General features: G+C 63.3%; 14 protein-coding genes and 1 tRNA gene. 3 read left to right on the top strand and 12 right to left on the bottom strand.

Annotation, left to right across the window (positions count from 1 at the left end):
- Window positions 1-16 precede the first annotated feature (16 nt).
- Complete coding sequence (gene amaB, locus QFZ41_RS04115) at window positions 17-1,552, bottom strand: L-piperidine-6-carboxylate dehydrogenase (RefSeq protein ID WP_429197583.1); 1,536 nt, start codon at window positions 1,550-1,552, stop codon at window positions 17-19.
- Window positions 1,553-1,733: 181 nt separating this feature from the next.
- Between amaB and QFZ41_RS04110 the strand changes: the two genes are divergently transcribed.
- Window positions 1,734-1,994 carry a hypothetical protein gene (locus QFZ41_RS04110; protein ID WP_429197582.1) on the top strand — a complete coding sequence of 87 codons (261 nt, stop codon included), beginning with the start codon at window positions 1,734-1,736 and terminating at the stop codon, window positions 1,992-1,994.
- Window positions 1,995-2,017: 23 nt separating this feature from the next.
- On the opposite strand, the gene QFZ41_RS04105 is transcribed toward QFZ41_RS04110, so the two are convergent.
- On the bottom strand, window positions 2,018-3,166 hold the full coding sequence (locus QFZ41_RS04105; protein ID WP_429197581.1) for an RHS repeat-associated core domain-containing protein: 1,149 nt from the start codon (window positions 3,164-3,166) through the stop codon (window positions 2,018-2,020).
- 183 nt (window positions 3,167-3,349) lie between these two features.
- On the opposite strand from QFZ41_RS04105, the gene QFZ41_RS04100 reads away from it, so the two are divergent.
- Window positions 3,350-3,426: transfer RNA gene (locus tag QFZ41_RS04100), tRNA-Arg, on the top strand.
- A 19-nt stretch (window positions 3,427-3,445) separates the two neighbouring features.
- Window positions 3,446-4,822: an FAD-containing oxidoreductase gene (locus QFZ41_RS04095; RefSeq protein ID WP_429197580.1), complete on the top strand. Its 1,377-nt coding sequence runs from the start codon at window positions 3,446-3,448 to the stop codon at window positions 4,820-4,822.
- Window positions 4,823-4,830: 8 nt separating this feature from the next.
- Here QFZ41_RS04095 and QFZ41_RS04090 read toward each other — a convergent pair whose 3' ends face one another.
- The 10 genes from QFZ41_RS04090 to xseA form a co-directional block, all read right to left on the bottom strand.
- A complete protein-coding gene (locus QFZ41_RS04090; protein WP_429197579.1) occupies window positions 4,831-5,994 on the bottom strand; it encodes an RHS repeat-associated core domain-containing protein in 1,164 nt (387 codons plus the stop codon).
- Between the two features lie 4 nt (window positions 5,995-5,998).
- Complete coding sequence (locus tag QFZ41_RS04085; protein ID WP_429197578.1) at window positions 5,999-7,126, bottom strand: RHS repeat-associated core domain-containing protein; 1,128 nt, start codon at window positions 7,124-7,126, stop codon at window positions 5,999-6,001.
- Entirely contained in the window at window positions 7,123-8,301 is a 1,179-nt protein-coding gene (locus QFZ41_RS04080) for an RHS repeat-associated core domain-containing protein (RefSeq protein ID WP_429197577.1), read from the bottom strand. Before QFZ41_RS04080 ends, QFZ41_RS04085 begins: the two co-directional genes overlap by 4 nt.
- Window positions 8,298-12,368, bottom strand: coding sequence for an RHS repeat domain-containing protein (locus QFZ41_RS04075; protein WP_429197576.1), 4,071 nt, complete (start codon window positions 12,366-12,368; stop codon window positions 8,298-8,300). The genes QFZ41_RS04080 and QFZ41_RS04075 overlap by 4 nt, the downstream gene beginning before the upstream one ends.
- 28 nt (window positions 12,369-12,396) lie before the next feature.
- Entirely contained in the window at window positions 12,397-13,392 is a 996-nt protein-coding gene (locus QFZ41_RS04070) for a hypothetical protein (protein WP_429197575.1), read from the bottom strand.
- Window positions 13,393-13,419: 27 nt separating this feature from the next.
- Window positions 13,420-14,634 (bottom strand): hypothetical protein, encoded by a 1,215-nt coding sequence (locus QFZ41_RS04065; RefSeq protein WP_429197574.1) that lies wholly within the window; start codon window positions 14,632-14,634, stop codon window positions 13,420-13,422.
- Between the two features lie 216 nt (window positions 14,635-14,850).
- Entirely contained in the window at window positions 14,851-16,281 is a 1,431-nt protein-coding gene (locus tag QFZ41_RS04060) for an aldehyde dehydrogenase family protein (RefSeq protein WP_429200178.1), read from the bottom strand.
- An 84-nt stretch (window positions 16,282-16,365) separates the two neighbouring features.
- The gene (locus QFZ41_RS04055; RefSeq protein WP_429197573.1) at window positions 16,366-16,881 is read right to left on the bottom strand and encodes a hypothetical protein; all 516 of its coding nucleotides are present in this window, start codon (window positions 16,879-16,881) and stop codon (window positions 16,366-16,368) included.
- A gap of 152 nt (window positions 16,882-17,033) precedes the next feature.
- Window positions 17,034-17,645, bottom strand: a complete 612-nt coding sequence (locus QFZ41_RS04050) for a hypothetical protein (RefSeq protein WP_429197572.1) — start codon at window positions 17,643-17,645, stop codon at window positions 17,034-17,036.
- Between the two features lie 160 nt (window positions 17,646-17,805).
- Window positions 17,806-19,149, bottom strand: a complete 1,344-nt coding sequence (gene xseA / locus QFZ41_RS04045) for an exodeoxyribonuclease VII large subunit (RefSeq protein WP_429197571.1) — start codon at window positions 19,147-19,149, stop codon at window positions 17,806-17,808.
- Window positions 19,150-19,171 lie beyond the last annotated feature (22 nt).

The following is a 19,171-nucleotide window of genomic DNA, read 5'->3' as shown; positions in this document are numbered from 1 at the left end:
GGCCTCGTCCGTTCGGTCAGAACTCGAACTTGATGCCCTGGGCCAGCGGCAACGCGTCCGAATAGTTGATGGTGTTGGTCTGGCGGCGCATGTAGACCTTCCATGCATCCGAACCCGATTCGCGGCCGCCGCCGGTTTCCTTCTCGCCGCCGAAGGCGCCGCCGATTTCCGCGCCCGAGGTGCCGATGTTGACGTTGGCGATGCCGCAGTCCGATCCCGATGCCGAAAGATACTGTTCGGCCGACTTCAGGTCCTGCGTGAAGATTGCCGAGGACAGCCCCTGTGGCACGGCGTTCTGCTCGGCGATGGCTTCGTCGAGCGTCTCGAAGGGCATGACGTAGAGAATCGGTGCGAAGGTCTCCGTCTGCACGACCTCGTCGGAGTTCTTCAGGCCCGTGACGATCGTCGGCAGCACGAAGTTGCCCTTGCGGTCGGTGAGGGCCTTGCCGCCCGTGCGCACCGTGCCGCCGGCCGCCTTGGCCCGTTCGATGGCGCCCAGGTATGCCTGCACGGCTTCGGGGCTGTTGAGCGGGCCCATCAGCGTGGTCGGCAGGGTGGGGTCGCCGATCTTCTGCTCGACCTGCCCGTAGGCCTTGACCAGCGCATCCACCACGGTGTCGTGGATCGATGCGTGCACCAGGACGCGGCGCGTGCTTGTGCAGCGCTGACCGGCCGTGCCGACGGCGCCGAACACGATCGCGGGGATGGCGAGCTTCAGGTCGGCCGACTTGTCCAGGATGATGGCGTTGTTGCCACCCAGTTCGAGCAGGCTGCGGCCCATGCGCTTCGCGACGCGCTCCCCGACGATGCGGCCCACCTTGGTCGAACCGGTGAAGCTGATCAGCGGAATGCGCTTGTCGTCGACGAACGCCTGTGCCAGGTCGGTGCCGGCGTCGTTGAAGAGGAAGAAGAGGTCCGGGAAACCGGCGTCCTTCAACGCCTCGTTGCAGATCTTCATCGTGGCGATGGCCGAGAGCGGCGTTTTCGGCGAGGGCTTCCAGATGCAGATGTCGCCGCAGACGGCGGCGAGGAAGGCGTTCCAGGCCCATACGGCGACGGGGAAGTTGAACGCGCTGACGATGCCCACCAGGCCGATCGGGTGCCACTGCTCGTACATGCGGTGGCCCGGGCGCTCGGAGTGCATGGTGTTGCCATAGAGCATGCGGCTCTGGCCCACCGCGAAGTCGGCGATGTCGATCATCTCCTGCACTTCGCCGTCACCTTCGGGCTTGATCTTGCCCATCTCCAGCGCGACCAGCGAACCCAGGGCGTCCTTGTGCTTGCGCAGCGCCTCGCCGCACAGCCGCACGGCTTCGCCACGGCGCGGGGCCGGCGTGTTGCGCCACACCGTGAAGGCTTCCTGCGCGCGCTGGACGATCGTCTCGTAGTCGGCCGCGCTGGAGGCCTGCACCGTCGCGATCACGTCGCCCGTGGCCGGATTGGTCGGCGACAGCGTGCCGGCGCCCGTGGTGGCAGCCCATTCGCCGCGGCCGAGGTAGGTACCGGATTCGTTGGCGGCGAGGCCGAGCGCTGCGAGGATCTTGCCGGACATGAGGCTCTCCATGGAAGACGGGTAAAACGGGGATTCTAGCAAACGCGACCTTCACCTCCCGTTGTGCGGCGCGGGAAGGATGTCTGCGGGCCGTCGTTGTCCCCCGGCGTTATGAAGACCCTACGGTCACTGGCGCAAGTCCATGCTGGCCTTGAGTTTCTTTATGGGCGGGAGGCGCCGCATGTCCCGAATCTACGAGATTCCCTACAAGCCCGACGAAAACCACTCCTGGACGGTATGTCTCGACGGCAAGGTGCTGTCCCGCTTCGATAGCCGTTTCGACGCCCTGCTCTCGGCCGTGAACCGGGCGGCTGCCGAAGGTGGCGACGCCACCATAGGGATCGAGGGTGCCGACGGTGTCTGGCGTCCTTTCGGGAGCGATGCGAAGCGGCCGGCGCGTTTGCCGCCCATGCCGGGCCGGACGTTGAGAGCGGTGCGCTAGATCATCGCCATCGACGACTAGGATCAGCGCCTGAGATAAACGGGAACGGGATTGGCACCGAGCACGGCGAGCATCAGGCTGTCGACCGCCCCGAAACAATAGGCGTGTACGTGCACGCCAGGCCGGGACATCTTTTCGATCATTTCATCGGTACTGACGCCCGCGATGTTCTCGACGGAGAGATTTCTTCCCGGAAGGTGAGCCGCGAGACGGCGCCGGGAGCGGCGGTCGCGCCAGTAGAACGCATACTCGCCGAGTCGCCGGCTGCCGTTCTCCCAGTTGTCACCGTATCTGCTGCCATGCACGCCACTGTAGAGATAGACGCTGTCGTTTCCGTCGGCGATGGGCATGCGTCCGATTCTTTTCAACGGGTGGGCGATCTTCCGGCCGGAGATCGTCGTATCAGGAGCCCAATGGGATACGCGCGCATCGAGTGGATCGGTTCGCCGAACCCACCGCGTATTCAGCGTGAGCGCTCCTTTGCGCGTGGAGTACCGGAACTTCCAGGCGGGGATCTGATCACTCGGGACGACATCGATGTTGTAGCGAGGCGCGTCGGTGTCCATGGCGTCCCATCGATGGCCGAGAAATCCCGCGCTACGTGCGCGCGCCTTGGGTGACAGTGACGATCCAATGGAGGGAGTTCCGGAACCCATCGCCATCCAACCGAACATACCCCCCGCGTTCTTGTCGCCCGCCGCCGATGCGACCGATCGTGCCTCCGAGGTGACGACGACCGCATCGAGGACGGCGGCCGCCGTTATCGTCACCGTGGTGGGGGTGACGACGGCGGCGGCCTGGCGTGCGAGGGCGGTGCCCCCAGCCGCTGCACCCAGGGCGCCCGCGTTGCCCGCCGCGCCCAGACCGATGCGGGTCGGGCCTTGACCCGCGATCAACCAGTTCGACCATGCGTTGCCGCCCGGATCGATCCGGTTGACCGGGTCGCCGCCGCAATAGGCGTAGCGATTCAATCCCCCATCGTCGAAGGGGCTGACGGGATCGGGGTTGAGAAAACGCCGCAGGGCCGGAGAAAACAGCCGGTCGCCGAGCAGGTAACAGCGGGTGCCTGATTCGACGGACCCTCCGGCGTACGCGGTGCGTGCAACCTGTGCCGCAATCGCGATTTCTCCGTAGGCGCCATAGACATGACTAGCAGGCGCGACCTTGTTCACCCGACGCTCCTTCCTGTTGGAGTGTCGAGATTTAATGCACAGGATGGCATCCACTCCCATAGCGCCAACGGTGTAGGCGCATTCCGGATTCCGGCGATCCGTCATGGCCTTGGGCATCAGGGCGCCGGAATTCGCCGGCCTTGTCTTTTGTCTCCCGACCGCGTCCGGTATCCTCACTCCCTTGGCCCCGTAGCTCAGCTGGATAGAGCGTCCCCCTCCTAAGGGGAAGGTCGCCCGTTCGAATCGGGCCGGGGTCACCATTCAGGGCCGGAGCCCCCCATGACCCATACCTTCGACGCCATCATCGTAGGAGCCGGGCAAGCCGGACCGGCGCTGGCCAACCGCCTAACGAGCGCGGGAAAGACCGTCGCCATCATCGAGCGGCACCTCGTCGGCGGCACGTGCGTCAATACCGGCTGCAAGCCGACCAAGACACTCGTCGCCAGCGCCTATGCGGCCCGTCTTGCGCAGCGAGGTGCGGAATACGGCGTCCGTACCGGCCCTCTGTCCATCGACATGCCGACCATCGCCGCACGGGCCCGCAAGGTGATCCTCGACTCGCGCAAGGGCAACGAGGACTGGCTGGCATCCATGCCGGGCCTCACGCTCATTCGTGGGCATGCGCGATTCACCGGCCCGCGAAGGATCGAGGTGAATGGCGAGACGATCGAAGCACCTCAGATCTTCCTCAATGTCGGAGGCCGCGCGATTGTGCCGGACTTCCCTGGCCTCGACCAGGTCGATTACCTCACCAACAGCACCATCATTCCACTGCAAGCCGTCCCCGAACATCTGGTAGTGGTCGGCGGCAGTTATATCGGCCTCGAGTTCGCCCAGATGTTCCGGCGCTTCGGCGCGGAGGTCACCATCGTGGAGAAGGGCGCACGGTTGATCAGCCATGAAGACGAAGACGTCTCGGACGAGATCCGTGCGTTCCTTGAAGCCGAAGGCATCACCGTGCGCACGGACGCCTGCTGCATCACGTTGGCGAAGCACGAGCGCGGCGTGAAAGTCGGCGTGGATTGCACCGAGGGAGCACCCGAGGTCATCGGTACCCATGTGTTGCTTGCCGTGGGCCGCCGTCCCAACACGGACGACCTGGGCCTGGACAAGGCAGGCATCGAGATGGACGACAAGGGATACATCAAGGTCGACGATCACCTCAAGACCAGCGCCGAGGGCGTCTGGGCGATGGGTGACTGCAACGGGAAGGGCGCGTTCACGCATACGGCCTGGAACGATTACGAGATCGTGGCGGCGAACCTGCTCGACGGCGGCGATCGCAAGGTGAGCGACCGTATCCTGGGCTATGCGCTCTATGTCGACCCACCATTGGGCCGTGTCGGCATGACGGAAACGCAGGCACGTGCCAGCGGCCGCCCCTTGCTGGTCTCGAAACGGCCGATGAAGCGTATCGGCCGCGCGGTGGAAAAGGGCGAAACCTGGGGCTTCATGAAGATCGTCGCGGACGCGGAGACGAAGAAAATCCTCGGAGCGGCCATCCTCGGCACGGGAGGCGACGAGGCCATTCACGGCGTCCTCGACATGATGAATGCGAACGCCTCGATCGGGACGCTGCAATGGGCTGTACCGATTCATCCGACGGTGTCGGAACTCATTCCCACCGTCCTCGGAGATCTTGCGCCCGTCCGCTGATCTTCGCTTCAGAACAGGTCGTAGACGACCACTTGCTGAAGATTCAGCGCGTCCATGACGACCTCGTCGGCGAGTCCGAAGCAACAGCCGATGACGTGAGCACCGTCCTTCAACAAGTGATGTTGCATCTGCTGCTTGGTCAGGAAGGCCATATTGACGGCATTGATCGTCTTCCCCGTGGCCTTGGCCGCCTTCTTCGTGAGCACGAAGTCTTCCAGGAAGAACTTGGGCTCCGTGTTCAGTCTTTCTCCCATGCGAAGGTGCCAGTTCCTGCCGTAAGGTTCGCCATGAGCGCCGGTATAGACATTCGCCTTTGTGAAGCCATGCGTGTTGAGCAAGTGAAAGACGTTCGGAACGAACGACTGGGTGATCGTCGTGTCCGCCGCGAAAATCATGCTGTTCGGATTCTGCCGATGGGTACCGGGCGTCCACTTCCTCACCAGATTCAGTTGTCCGAACTGATCGAACCTCAATCGTTGTGCGGGAATTTGCCAGTTGGTCAGGACCTGGACCTGCCTTGCCGGTCTCACGCCGAAGGATACGGCTCGGCTGACGTCCTGCTGTTGGCCGAGAAACCGCTCGGTCGACGTGCCGTTCCTGGCAGCCGGAAGGGACGTTCCGCCCGATGCCGTCTTCGCCGCCATCCATCCGAAGAGACGATCAGCCTCCGGGCGATCCGCTGTCGTCCGCCCGACGGAATCGATGGCGGATGTGATGGAGACGGTATCCATCACGGGGGCTGCGGTCGTGGCCACCGTGACGGGCGTAGAGGCTGTCTCCTGCATACGGGAGGCGGGCGACATGCCGCGCGCGGCGCCAGCAGGGGCCTTGAGCCCGAGGGACGCGCCCGCCCAGCCCAGCCATGTGTGACCGCTCGGGTCGATCCGGTTGACGGGGTCGCCGCCGCAGTACGCGTAGCGGTTGACGCCGCCACCATCGAACGGACTGGCCCCGTCGGGTGCGATGAACCGGCGCAACGCAGGGCTATAGGCCCGCTCGCCAAGCATGTACCAGCCCGCCCCGGCTTCGAGCACCTCGCCGGCGAACGCGCTGTGGGACCGGTCCGAGGAGCCGTTTCGTTCGCCATAGGCTCCGTAGACAGGTGCCCTGGTGTCGGTGATTGTCATGTTCATTCGGCGCGCCTCGATCAGGTCGTAGGGGGCATTCGTCATCCGGTCAGGGCCCGGGCGGTGGCCGCAGGTAATACAAGCTCACGTTCGACAGGTTCAGTGCGTCCATGACGACCTCGTCCGCTATCCCGTAACAGGTGGCGATGACATGGTCGCCGTCCCGTGCCAGTTGATCTCGCATCTCCGTTATCAGCATCTCGCCCATGTTCGCGACGTCGATATGGAGACCCGCGGACGCGGCTGCTGGCTTCGTGTGCCGGAGCTCCTGCTCGTACAGGAGCTCGTGTGGTGACTTATGAAACGAGGTTCCCCAGTTTCTGCCATCGGGTTGGCCATGAACACCCGCGTAGAAGGTCGCGTTGGTGATCCCGCGACCCGTCATGTGGGGGAAAAGGTTCGGGAAGTCGGCATAGTTGATCGACGTGTCCGCTGCCCAGATACGGCTTTTCGGATTCCTGACGTGTGTGCCATAAATCCAGTTTCTGGTCACATCCTTGTTTCCGCCACGATTGAGCGTGGATCGATTCGCAGGGATGTCGTCATCGATGAATACAGAAATATTCCGCTCCGGTTTTACCGTGCCTGAGTCCTGTGCGAGGAAACGGTTCCCTCCAACGAAGCGCCGCGTTGGCGATCCGTTTCTGGCGGGTGCCAGATCGGACCCGCCCAGCGCAGCGTCTGCCAGGTACCCGATCCATCCGAAGAGCCCCCCTGCTTTCGTCTCATTCGAGGTCGTCAGTGCGACCGAGTCGACGGCCGCCGTGATGGTGACCGCATCGGATACGACCGCGGCGGTATTGGCCACGATGCCGGGTGTGGTGGCAGCGCCGTTCGTGTCCCGGGAAACCGGCGACAGGGAACTCGCCGCGCCGGTCTTTTTTCCGGTCAGTCCGGAAGAAACCCCCAGCCACGTCAGCCATGAGCGGCCGTTCGGATCGATCCGGTTTACCGGGTCACCGCTGCAATAGGCATAGCGATTGATACCGCCACGTGTGAACGGGCTGGCCTGGTCTGGAGCGAGGAATCGGCGCAGCGTCGTGCTGTAAAGGCGTGCACCCAGCAGATAGCAGGCGATACCGGCCTCGCCCACCTCCCCGGCGAACGCAGTGCGCACCGCCGCCGAGGGGACGCGTTCGCCAAAAACGCCGTAGGTTGTCGTCCGCACGGCCATCATGGAGTCGCGCGTACCGGGAGCAAACGATCGGACACCGTGGATGGCATATTCAGCGATCTCATGACGGGCTCGTCGAGGAGGCCGTGCCCGGCGATGGTGACGTGGATACCGTCCTCCGACAGCCGTCGTCGGATCTGCTCGGTTGTCGCTCTCGTCATGTCCATGGCTTCGACGTTCAGTCCAGTCGAGGCGGCAACCCGCTGGGCGCTTTCGATATCCTGCCGGTGAAGCCCTTCGCCGACGATCCGCCTGGTTCCATGGGGGTTTCGGAATGCTCGCCGCGAATCCGGCGTCCCGAAGTAAAGGTTGGCTTGCCTGACGCCGTCCCTTCCGAGTTCCACGGATGCCTGCCTCACCTGCGGAAGGCTGCCGCCAGCATCGTTTGCCGCCAGGCTGCGGCTCGATCCCCGTGTGTTGGTCCGGTGGGATGCGCTCGATGCCACGATGGGAGTGGCTGCCTTCACGGCGCTTACCGTGGCGTGCGTGGTGGCCGTCCTGGTCGCACGGCTTCCGGTCGGCGCGCCACGGGTGGCAAAGGACGCCCTGGCGGACGTCGTGGACATCTGCTTGGAAGCCGTGATCGTGGCAGCGCCCGAGGCGACACCCGCGCCCATGGCTACCCAGCCTAAGATGGCATTGGCTTTCTGATTGTGCGTGGCCATCGAGGCTAGCGAACCGATCGATGCCGCGGTCGAGATCACGTCCATCGTGACGGCCGCGGTGGAGGCCACGATGCCGGGGGTCGCGGCTGCGACGGCCATCATGGCGGATGCGGCTCCCGCCAATCCGGTTCCGCCCGCGACGGCGCCCGCTACACCGGCAGAGGCGGCGGCGAGGGGGGCGGCCAGGGTCCCTGCGCTCACGATGGTGCCCACGACGGAGAGGGCCACCATCAACCCGGCCGCCAGCCAGTCCGTCCATGCGTTGCCGCTCGGATCGATCCGGTTCACCGGGTCGCCGCTGCAATAGGCGTAGCGGTTGAACCCACCGTCGTCGAATGGGCTTTCCGCGTCAGGCATGAGGAAGCGTCGCAATACCGGGTTGTATGGACGACCACCGAGCAGGTACAAACCGGTCAGCCTCTCCGCGATCTCGCCGGCGTATGCCAGTCTTGCGACGCCCGTCGATCCGGCGTTTCCGCCGTAGACGGTGTAGATCCGGGCTTCGACGCTCATGGTGTGCCATCCGGCACGGACTCCGTCACCACGGACCCCTGTGGATCGGTACCAAGCAGGAAGGTTTCCCGGATGGCCCCGGCAAGCCGGGTCTCCGCAACGATGCCGCCCTCCGCCCGGATGAATCGCCGCCCCTCGAGTTCGTCGACTTCGAATGCGATGGCGCCATCGTCGCGGTAGCGGTACCTCGGCACCCCGTCGATCGTCGTACTGCACACGCGTCCGTCCGGACCATGGACGTAGGTGATTCGCTTTTCGTCGGCCAGCGTCACGCTCGCCAACCGGCCGGCACCATCCCAATGCAATGTCCGTCCCTGGCCATCGTCGATCAGGTTGCCATTCGCGTCGTAGATGAGCTCCAGCGGCGTGCCGTACCCGGGATAGCCGTCCAGACTGTTGCTTACGCTGACCAGGCGGTCGAAGTCCACCGGATCATAGCCGTAGCGGGTGACGTTGACTCGTCCGTCGAGCAGCGTCGTCGTCACGGTCCGCAGGTTGTCGAGGCAGTCGTGCTCGAACTCCTGCTTTACGTATGGTTGTCCTGTTTCGTCGAGCGGATGTTCGCCTGCGACCGCGTCGATGGCATGGAGAATCAGCCGGCCGCGATCGTCATAGTCCATCGTTTCCGTGCGCTGGAGCAGCGTGTCGTCGCCGTACCAGCGGCGTTCCGACACCTTGTCATCGGCTCGCCAGCCGTAGACAAGGCGGCGCTTTTGCGTGGTGGATCCTTCGGTGTGTTCCCAGGACTGATCTTGCACGCGTCCAAGCGGATCGTAAGCGACCTGTTGCGTGACGGAGCGGCCATCGGCGGAGCGCGTGATGCGATGATCCAGTCGCGACAGGTCGTCGTAGACCAGCTCGATCGTCACGTCCTCATCGGTCACGCTCTTCAGGCGCCCATAGTCATCGTAGTCGTAGGTCTGCGTTACTCCGTCGGGTCCTGTTTTCTCCAGCGCGAGACCACCGATCGTAATGGCGACATGGCACTCGCGCGGCTGGTCACCTACGAGAGCGATTTTCTGGCTGGTCATCCGGCCGAGATAATCAGGGGTGACCACCATCGATCCACCCTCCGCCACGATCCCGGTAGGGAGACCCATGACATTGTCATAGGTCGCCTCGGTCAGCACGGACTCCACCGCACCCTCCGGGCTGGAAAGCGTCGAGCCGAGCAGCACCTCGCGCAGGCGCAGGTCGTAAACCATCTTCAGCGTGTTTCCGCTCGGCATGGTTTTCGTGTCGGAACTCATCTGGTTGGGTATGTAGGCATGGCTGGTTGTCAGGCTGCCCGCCGTTTCCTTTTTCAGCCTTCCAAGGCCGTCCCAGCTGCGGGTCCCCAGTTCCAGTTCGCCGGCTTCCCCGGCGAGTTCGCGGAGCGCGCTATCGCCTTCGGGAGGGACGATGGCGAGGCGGGCGACGAACTCGTCTTCGTGGCCGGGTGCATAGGTCCGCAGCACGGCCGTTCCGTCGGGAAGGTCGCTGCGTACCAAACGGTCGTAGCCGTCCCACGCCTGCCGGGTCACCTTGCCGAGGGGATCTTCCATCCTGACGCACCTGCCGAGCCCGTCGTATTCCCATGAGGTGGTCGATGCCACCGTGGGTATGTCCGTCTCGGACCATGTGCCGGTTTGCGCACGCCGTTGCCGGTCCGCCGCGTCGAGGTAGGTCGAACGCCAGCCGGTCTTTTTATCGGCTCCATGGCTCTGCCATTGCATCGTCCACGTGATCACCTCGTCGCCGAACACGAGCGGATCGCGGAGAAGGGCCGTTTTACTCACCGTCTTGCTCGTATCCGGTGAGGTCATCAGCGAGCAGCGACCCCAGTCGTCATATTCATAGGTTGTTTGCAGCCGTATCGTGATGTCTCCACGCTTGCTATCGGTCTGCACCTCCCTGACGAGCTGACCGAAGCCGTCATATTCCAGCTCATGCACGGTCATCAGCGTTCCGTCGGGCCGGGGTTCTTCGCGCCTGATGGTGCGGCCTTGCTCGTCCATCCACACGCGATGCCGCAAACCGGTGATGCCGATGCGCTCGACCCAGCGTTCGCTCATCGACAACTGGTAGTTCCAGCGCGTTTCCACGCGGTAGTCGGGGTTGTCGGGCGACAACACCTCGCTGGTGCGTCGGCCAAGGGCGTCGTAGGTGAATTCGGCCTTGTTGCCAAGGGCATCCACGGTGGATCGCACCAGTCCACTGACCAGGTGAAGGGTCTCGCTTGTCGTATTCACCACGCCATCGTGCGTGGTGTGCGTGGTATGCGTAGTGACCGTGCCTGCGGCGTCATCGGTGTCGTAGGTGAAGGCGCGCACCTCCTTCAGGCCGTCCTGTTCGCGTGTCTCCTGCTTCAGGCTGCCGTGCTGGTTGCCCTGGTCCACGACGAACGACTGCTCGCTATGGACCAGGGTCGTTTCGATGCCATCATCGGATACCGTCGAGGTCTCCCCCGACGCCTGGATGTAGTACGTGCGATCCCGGACCCCGCTGCCTACGATGTTCCTTGCAGGGCTTCTTACAGGTACTTCGACGTATCGGAAATGCGTCGAACGAACCGGGCCGCCGTTCCCGCCGGGCGACGTGGCGCGGCTCCTGAGGCGTCGCACCTTCCCGAGCGGATCGGGAGGACACAGGCCTGCCTCGCCTTCAGGGGGATAGTAAGTGGACGTCTCGGTCGTGCCGGTGGCGCTGTCGTGACGCGAAAGGACATTTCCGTAGTCGTCGTACGAACTTTCGGTGAACGTGATTTGTTTGATGTCCGCAAACCGCGAGTCGTAGCACGTGGAGGTCACCCTGTGGGGAAGCTGGAAGCTCGCCTTCTGTTCTTCGAAGGAGGTGCCGTCTTCGATGCCATAGTCGGTGACGACCTCCTGGACGACATCGCCGCGGGTGGTCTTCTCGCGGGTGATGAGGTGGAAGTGGTTGTAGTTCCGCTGGACCGTGCACAGAAGCGACCCGTCCTGATACTGCGTCTCCGTCGATCCGTAGGTGTAAGCGTCCGCGCCTGGCATGTGCAGGAGCTGGTCGTTCCGGTCGACCCAGGATTCCACGGCCGGGTAGCCGTAGAAGTTGTGGTCGAGGTCATCGTTTCTATAGGTGTACCGGCTTTCCCGGACGACATTCGTGGAGTCGGTCACGAGCGACCGTGTCCGTGTCGCCACGGCTGGCATGTGGGAAAGGGGGCCACCCGGGGGGAGCGCGAGTGCCGCTGTATCGTATTCCACCGCGTCCCGGAGGCCATCGGGGGAAGTCACCGATGCGAGCAGCATCATGATGTCGACGGTGCGATACTCGAACTCCCACATGGCTTCGTCACCATCGGCCGTTGCGCTGTGGTTGAGATCGGTGATGAGCGGGATGGCAACCCGTTGAAGTTGTCCTCCCTGGATGGTGAAGTGCATCTCCAGCGGAGCGGAAGCCTTGCGATGGGCGGCATCGGCCAGATGCAGCGTGAGCCTGACGTTGTTCAAGTCCGAATAGTCGGCCTCGAGCAATACTTCGCCATCGTCATCAACGACGCGCGTCAGACGTGAAATGCCGAGTGCATCCTCTTTCCATGTGAGCTGGAGCGAGTCGCCGCTGGGGTTGACGATACGAACGGGGCGCAACAGGTTGGTGGGATACGCCATCGCCTCGAGATATTCGACGACGCCGGTCACGTGTTCGACCACGGCGGTCCGGTGCTCCGGGTCCATCATGACCAGTGAACAACTGTCGAGCTTGCGGTCCGGGAAATGCGCCGGTTCAAGGTGCAGGAGGCGCTCGACCTTGTGGCTGTCGCCGCTGGACAGGGTCAGCAGACTGGCGTCGCGATCCAGCTCCGTGAGACCGAGGCGCCAACCCGTGCCGAACCCGTCGTCGATCGTGTCGGCTGCGCTGTAGCTGAGGCGGAAGGGAAGGTGGGGGCCGCGCAAGCGGTTGCCTTCACCCGTGGCAAGGTCGATGCTCGCCGAGTACATGCCGGTGCGGGGGTCCACGTCGGCGTTGATATGACTGTAGAACTGAAACGCGGTGGAGTACATGTTCCCCGATGCCAGCAGGCGCGGGGAAAGGGTTTCGTCGTTCGTCATGGTGTTGCCATCCCTGGTCCAGTGTCGGTCATGTAACGATGAGTTCGTCCCGTTCACCCCTGACGAAGCCGATATGGCAGGTTTGCACGCTGCCGTGGGCATCCGTCATGGTCACTTTAACCGCCGCTTCCGGTGCGCCGGACCATGCCGGAATGTCGACTCTTCCACACAGCACGATGACACCTGTTTCCTCCTCGGGGCCTGCGAGCCGCTCTGGCGGTGGCGTCGAGCCGAAGTGACCGTTCATCGCGTCGTTCCAGTGAATCTCCGTTTCGCCGGGCTCGACATATCCGGTGAAACAGGGCTGCCTGATATTCGACACCTTGTCCTTCCAGTGGATCGCGCCAGCGGGATCGCATGTCATGCTGCGGACGCCGAGCGTGGTCTGGTCCACCAGCTGGATCGACACCGTTACGATGTCGTCGAAGATGCCATCCGCGTTCTCATCGTCGGGGTGCCTGGCCGGATCGAGGGGGCGCCGATCGAGCATGATGGCGGTGGAGGGATATTTCTCGGGAGGAACGGGTGTCACCGTGATCCCCACGTTCTTGTCCATCGCTGGTTTGGGTTGCTCGATGCCATTGATGGCACACCATCCGTTGGTGCGCCAGATCGAGAGATCGTCGCCATGAATCGCGAAGGCGACATCGAGGGTTTCCGTGGCCTCGGCATTGGCGGACAGATACAGGAAATAGGACTGGATCGCTCGGGGTTCGCCTGCCCTCGTGGTCTGGGAGACATAGCCACGATAGACGTGCTGGGCGAACCAGCCCTTGTAAGTCGTGGTGCCGTCGTCCGAGAAGGGGATCGCTCCTGCGTTCTGATCGTGGTAGTTGAAGAGCCGGATGCTTGCGATTTCACGGGGGGTCAGGTCCGACGGCACGCCACCATGTTTGGACGCGAGATCGAGCCTGATCCTGGCCTGCTGCAGCCCGTTACGGAATACCTTCGTCTGCTCGAGGATGACCTCGACCTCCGTCAGGTCGAGCGCGGGGTGAGTGGCGGGAGAAGCATTCCATGCCATGGCGTTGTCCTTGGATGTGGAGCGACGTCACCCGATCGTAAGTTCGTCGGCGCTGGCGTCGTACGACAGCGATAACGTGTGTTCATTACCGTAGGAGTCCAGGATATGCATGACGGTGTCGATGGCATCCGGGACGGCGCCATCCTTGGCGTCTCTGAACTCCCGGGGGACGTTTCCTTTCAGTATGCCGATGACGACGCGGTGCTTGTCCGCCCCCACGACGTGGCCGACGCAGTTCTGGTACATCGACTGCGGAAGATCCGCGTCCGGTGATGCATCGTGTTCCCCGCGCGTCGTCGTGGCTGCCGATGGTGGGCCGCCTTCCGTGGCACCGGAAGGTGCCTTGCTTGCAACGAGAGAGTAGAGCGGTGGCATAGGGAGAGCGCCCGGTTCGACCGTGGTGCCACCAGGTTGACTGTAGTAACTGATGCCCCATTGCACGTGAGCGAAGAAGTCGCCATGCGTGTAGAAACCGAACACACCCTTCGGCGGTGCGCCACCCACGGATGCGCTCAATCCGACCGAGTCCAGGGGCAATGCGCTACCGTTGAATTTCGGGTTGAGGTAGTACTCGGTCGCCCAGTAAAAATAGGTCGTCGAGTCGCCCACCTTTCGCCCCTGGACGGTACCGTCGGAGGCGGCGCCGAAGTCCAGGACCGACAGGAAGGGAGGCTCCGCCAGAAGCACTTCGACGGAAGAGTCGAAGTCGCCATCCCGTACCTGAGCCTTGGAATCACGCGCGGACGGGCTGGTCGTGAAGAAGAGGTTGGGGGTCACCTGAAAACGTGCCGCTAGCGCCCGCCCTGGCGATCCGTGAGCGGCTGAGACGTAGAGCGTAGCCGTTTGAATGCCCGCCAGGGGCTTGCTAATTGCGACTCGGGAGGCTTTCGCCTTACCGTTTCTCCTGGACCCGCTTTCAAGGGGACGCCTGACGGGAATGGCGGATTCGATCCATGTGAACCTGTTCTTCTCGAATGAGGACGTATAGCCGCCGTCCAGCGCGTTGCCATCGTCGTAGAAGATCAGTGTGAGGGCGCTCCTGATCTCATCGTCCGTAAGGGGGATGGGGTTTTCATCGGCATCGGCGGCGATCAGTCCGACCTTGATCGGACACTGCTGGTTGCCGTTGCTGAAGAGCCTGATCGTCCCGTGATCCTCATCGGGATAGGTCTTGTAGATCCGGAAGTAGGTGAGCTGCCTGACGTCGGCGAGCGATGCGGTGGAGCGAGGGTGGGTATGCATGAGGACCGTCCATGTCGCGTTCGTGGCTCAACTTCCGTGGATAGAACCGTGCCGGTTCCACCGGCATGCGAAGACCTTACGTCGCGTTCCCGATGAATGTCACGCGTTGTTGCCGCGCGTATCCGGCAGGCGCCACGCGAACCTGGTCATTCGACAGGCAACCAGTTAATCGCAAAGGAAATATTGCTCTCATCTCCGGTTCGGACGGGGTCCGGTTCAGTTGTCCCGAATGACCATCAGGCGAACGTCCGTCATGTCCTCGATGGCATAGCGCACGCCTTCGCGGCCGACACCCGACGATTTCACCCCGCCATAGGGCATGTTGTCGACGCGGAAGCTGGGCACGTCGTTGATGATCACTCCACCTTGCTCCAGCTCATCCCACGCACGCATGGCGTGGCGAAGGTTGTCGGTGAACACGCCGGCCTGGAGACCGAAGTCCGAGTCGTTGACCATGCGGAGGGCTTCGTCGAAGCTGCTGAAACGCTGGAGCACGGCGACGGGGCCGAAGGCTTCCCTGCGTTGGAGCTTCTCGTCGCGGGGCACGTCTTCGAGCAGGGCCGCCTCCAGCATGGCGCCCTTGCGTCTGCCGCCACACAGTACCTTCGCGCCCGCCTTCCTGGCCTCGCCGATCCAGGTTTCCAATCGTATGGCAGCCGCCTCATCGATCATCGGACCGAGCGAAGTGTTTTTCTTTTTCGGATCGCCGGCTTTCAGCGATCTGATCTTCGCGACGAGTCGCCGGCGCAGTTCGTCATGGATGTCATCGTGCGCGAAGATCCTCTGCACGCTGATGCAACTCTGCCCCGATTGGTAGAATGCGCCGAATAACAACCTGTCCACGACCGCGTCGAGCCGCGGTCCCTGGTCGCTATCGACGATGCATGCGGCATTGCCGCCGAGTTCGAGGGTGACCTTCTTGTGCCCCGCTTTTGCCTTGAGGTCCCAACCGATCAGGCCGCCCGTGAACGAAAGCATCTTCAGGCGCGGGTCGGTCACAAGCGCCTCCGCCTCAGGGCCTGGCATGGGCAGGATGGAAAATGCCCCCCGGGGGAGGTCGGTTTCGGCGAGAACCTCACCGATGATCAACGCGCCAAGGGGCGTACGTTCGGCGGGCTTGAGCACGAACGGGCAGCCCGCGGCGATGGCTGGAGCCACCTTGTGTGCCACGAGGTTGAGCGGAAAGTTGAATGGCGTGATGAAGCCCACCGGACCGAGTGGAACACGGCGCGTATAGCCGTGGTATCCGGCGCTGCGCTCGGATATTTCAAGATTGAGCGTTTCACCATTGATTCGCACGGCTTCTTCGGCGGCGATCTTGAAGGTCTCGATCAGCCGGGTGACCTCGCCCGCCGCATCGCCGATCGGCTTGCCGGCCTCCACGCAGAGCGCATAGGCCAGCTCATCCCGACGAGCACGGAAACGGGCCACGCAGTGCTCCAGCACGGCCTGCCGCCGATAGGGCTTGAAACGCTTCATATCCTCGGCCGCGTCATGCGCCGATGCGATGGCCCGGTCCAGGGCCGCAGCGTCGGGCAGGGCGATGCGCGTGGCGACCTCGCCGGTGTACTTGTCGATGACGTCGAGTTTCGCCTTGCCCTTCACGGCGGCGTTGGCAAGGTAATAGGGGTAGCTCTTCCGAAGCATGTGCATGGCCTCGCGGATGACGAAGCCATGGATCATCGGGTCAGAGGCGTCCACGGGTCGTGAGGCGCCCCTGCGCCGAAAACGCTATTTTGCCGGTGACTCACCGACCGGGATCTTGACATGCGCCGGGTTCGGTCCGGGAACATCCACTTCTGCGCAAGACACTTTGCCTTGTATCCCATTGACACGGTGGACCGACATGTTCCAGTCGGTGTAGTGCACCGCTGTGCCGAAATTCTTTACCAGGATATTGGGCATCAATTTGGTTATCCTGATTATCGAGTAGTCGTCGCTGTCACCACAGTGCGGGTCGTCGTAAAGCGCGATCGTGGTACCTGGGGGGAGGTCTTGCAGTCTTGCCGATTGTGCCTCGTCATTCGTGCAGTCAAAGAAATTTCCCGTCGAGGTGTAGGGGACCTTGTCGATGGCCACGGTGCAGAAGTTGTGGCCATCCCCCCAATCTTTATCGTAAAACCGGATATGAGCGATCGCCTTGGTCTCGGGGGGCGCGACCTTGTTCGACTGCTCGGTGCCGCGTGCGTGCGCTTCCGTAGCCATCATGAGAAAGAGCAAGACGAGCGCGTTACGTTGCGTATCCATGCAAAGACCTCCATTCAGGCCATCGGTGGCCGGATGCCAACCTAACGAGCGCTGGAATGCCTAGCCCATAGGCCATGGGATGTAGGCGGCCGTTGTCCGGCATGAAGCCACCCCGATGTTTGCACCTTGCCGGTTCGGCCTAAACGTCGGCGTCAATGCCCCGGGCCGGCCTTCCCGGGTGTTTCGCCCACCGGCCCGGCGCGCTCTCCATTCAGGCCCGGCATGTCGATGATCATGCACGATACGGCACCTCCGACACCGCCCTGACCGACGTCCCGGGTGCCCTTTCTGTCGTTGGTGCCGTCGTGGCTCCGCTTCCTGTAGGTGTCGTGATCCTCGTCCAGATTGAACTCCCACACGATGAATGACGCTCGCTTCAATACATCCAGCCTTGTCCAGTCTTCATCCGTGCTGCAACCCGCGGCGCTGTAGAGAAGGATGGTCGTGCCGGGATTAAGGTTTTCCAGCCTGGCCGACTTCGCATGGTCGTTCTTGCAGTCGACGGGAGTGCCATCGTTCTTGAAATTCAATCTCAGGTAGTAGGGCTGCGTGTTGATATCTATCGCGCAGGTACTGTTGCCTTGACCATCTCTATTTTCATAAAGCCGCACCCATGCGATCGCTTGGGTGCTGTTGCCCGCCTTTTCATCCGGCAGGTTTCGGGCTGCCGATTGATCGTTGGCTGTAGGAGACGTGGAGCAGGCCCATGCCACGGTGACGGTTATCAGTAAGAAAGAAGCCAGCGCGTATCGACGAACATCCATGTGAATTCTCCTCGTCGGGCCACTACAGGGCCTGATAACGCGATCTAATTCGCAGAGGGATCACTCTTCCATAGTCCATTTGATGTAGTTCACCGTTATTCGGCAGGAGCCTGCACCACGGTTCGACGGCTGGTCGATTCGACGTGTATTTCGCCTTGAACTATTCGCGCCGAAGTTTCATCTCGCCATCCCCCAGCATCACGCGCACACGTTCGCCGACGGCGACATCGTCCGCACGGCGCACGATCGCCTCGCGTTCGTCGAAGACGATCGCATAGCCACGTTCGAGCGTGGCGAGTGGGCTCACCGCGTGTAGCGTGCGGCCCTGCTGGGCGACCCGCGCACGGTCACGTTCGAGTTTGAGCACGATGGCGCGGTCGAGCCGTTGCCGTAGTTCGGTGTTGCGTAGACGGGCCGGTTCGAGGCGCAAGCGAGGATGCCGCGCTGTCAGGCGGGCATCGAGGCGTTCGAGGCGCGCGCGGCGCAGTGTGTTCGCCTGGCCGATCGCGAGGCGCAAACGCCGGTGAAGGGCATCGAGGCGCTGCGCGTCGCGCGCGAGGCGTGCCTGCGGACGCTGGTTGTTGAGGCGCGCCTGCCAATGATCGGCGCGTTGTGCCGCGGCCTGCAGGCGGCGCGTCGTCAGCGTCGTGATGCGCTGGCGAAGGCGGTCGAGCTGGCGTGCGAGATCGGCGCCATCGGGTACCAGGAGTTCCGCGGCGGCCGACGGTGTCGCCGCGCGCAGGTCGGCCACGAAATCGGCGATCGTGAAGTCGACCTCGTGGCCCACGGCCGAGACGACCGGCACGGCGCAATCGTGGATCTCCCGTGCGACGGCTTCGTCGTTGAAAGCCCAGAGGTCTTCCAGGGAGCCGCCGCCGCGGGTGATGAGGATCACGTCGTAGCGACCGCTGGCCGACGCGCGCTTCAGCATGGCGACGATCGCGGGCGGCGCCTCACGACCCTGCACCGGCACGGGCAACACATCCACCTCGGCCAGACGGAGTCGCCGGGCGAGCACGCTCAGTACGTCGCGGATGGCCGCGCCGGATGGTGACGTGATAACGCCGATGCGGCGTGGAAAGGCGGGCAGGGCACGCTTACGTTCGGAGGCGAACAGGCCCTCGGCGCCGAGCCGTGCTTTCAGTTGTTCGAACTCGCGTTGCAGGGCACCTTCACCGGCGGGCTCCATGTGGTCGGCGACGAGCTGGAACTCGCCGCGCGCCTCGTAGAGGCCGACCTTGGCTCGCATGAGCACATGCATGCCATCGGCCGGACGGAAGCGCAGCCGCGATGCGGCCATGCGGAACATGGCGCAGCGAACCTGTGCGTTGGCGTCTTTCAGGGTGAAATAGACATGGCCCGAGGCGGGCCGCGAGACGTTGGACAGCTCACCCTCGATCCATACGCCCATCGGCAGCGCGTCTTCCAGCAGGTCGCGCACCAACCGGTTCAGGCCGGATGGCGTGAAGATCTCGGGGGCCGGGCGATTATCGAAGTCGGACATGGACCGGGGAGATTATCACGCT

The organism is Luteibacter sp. W1I16, assembly GCF_050434905.1.
Lineage (GTDB): Bacteria > Pseudomonadota > Gammaproteobacteria > Xanthomonadales > Rhodanobacteraceae > Luteibacter.
Note: the sequence above shows the minus strand (reverse complement) of the source record. Positions and strands in the feature narration are given on the sequence as shown.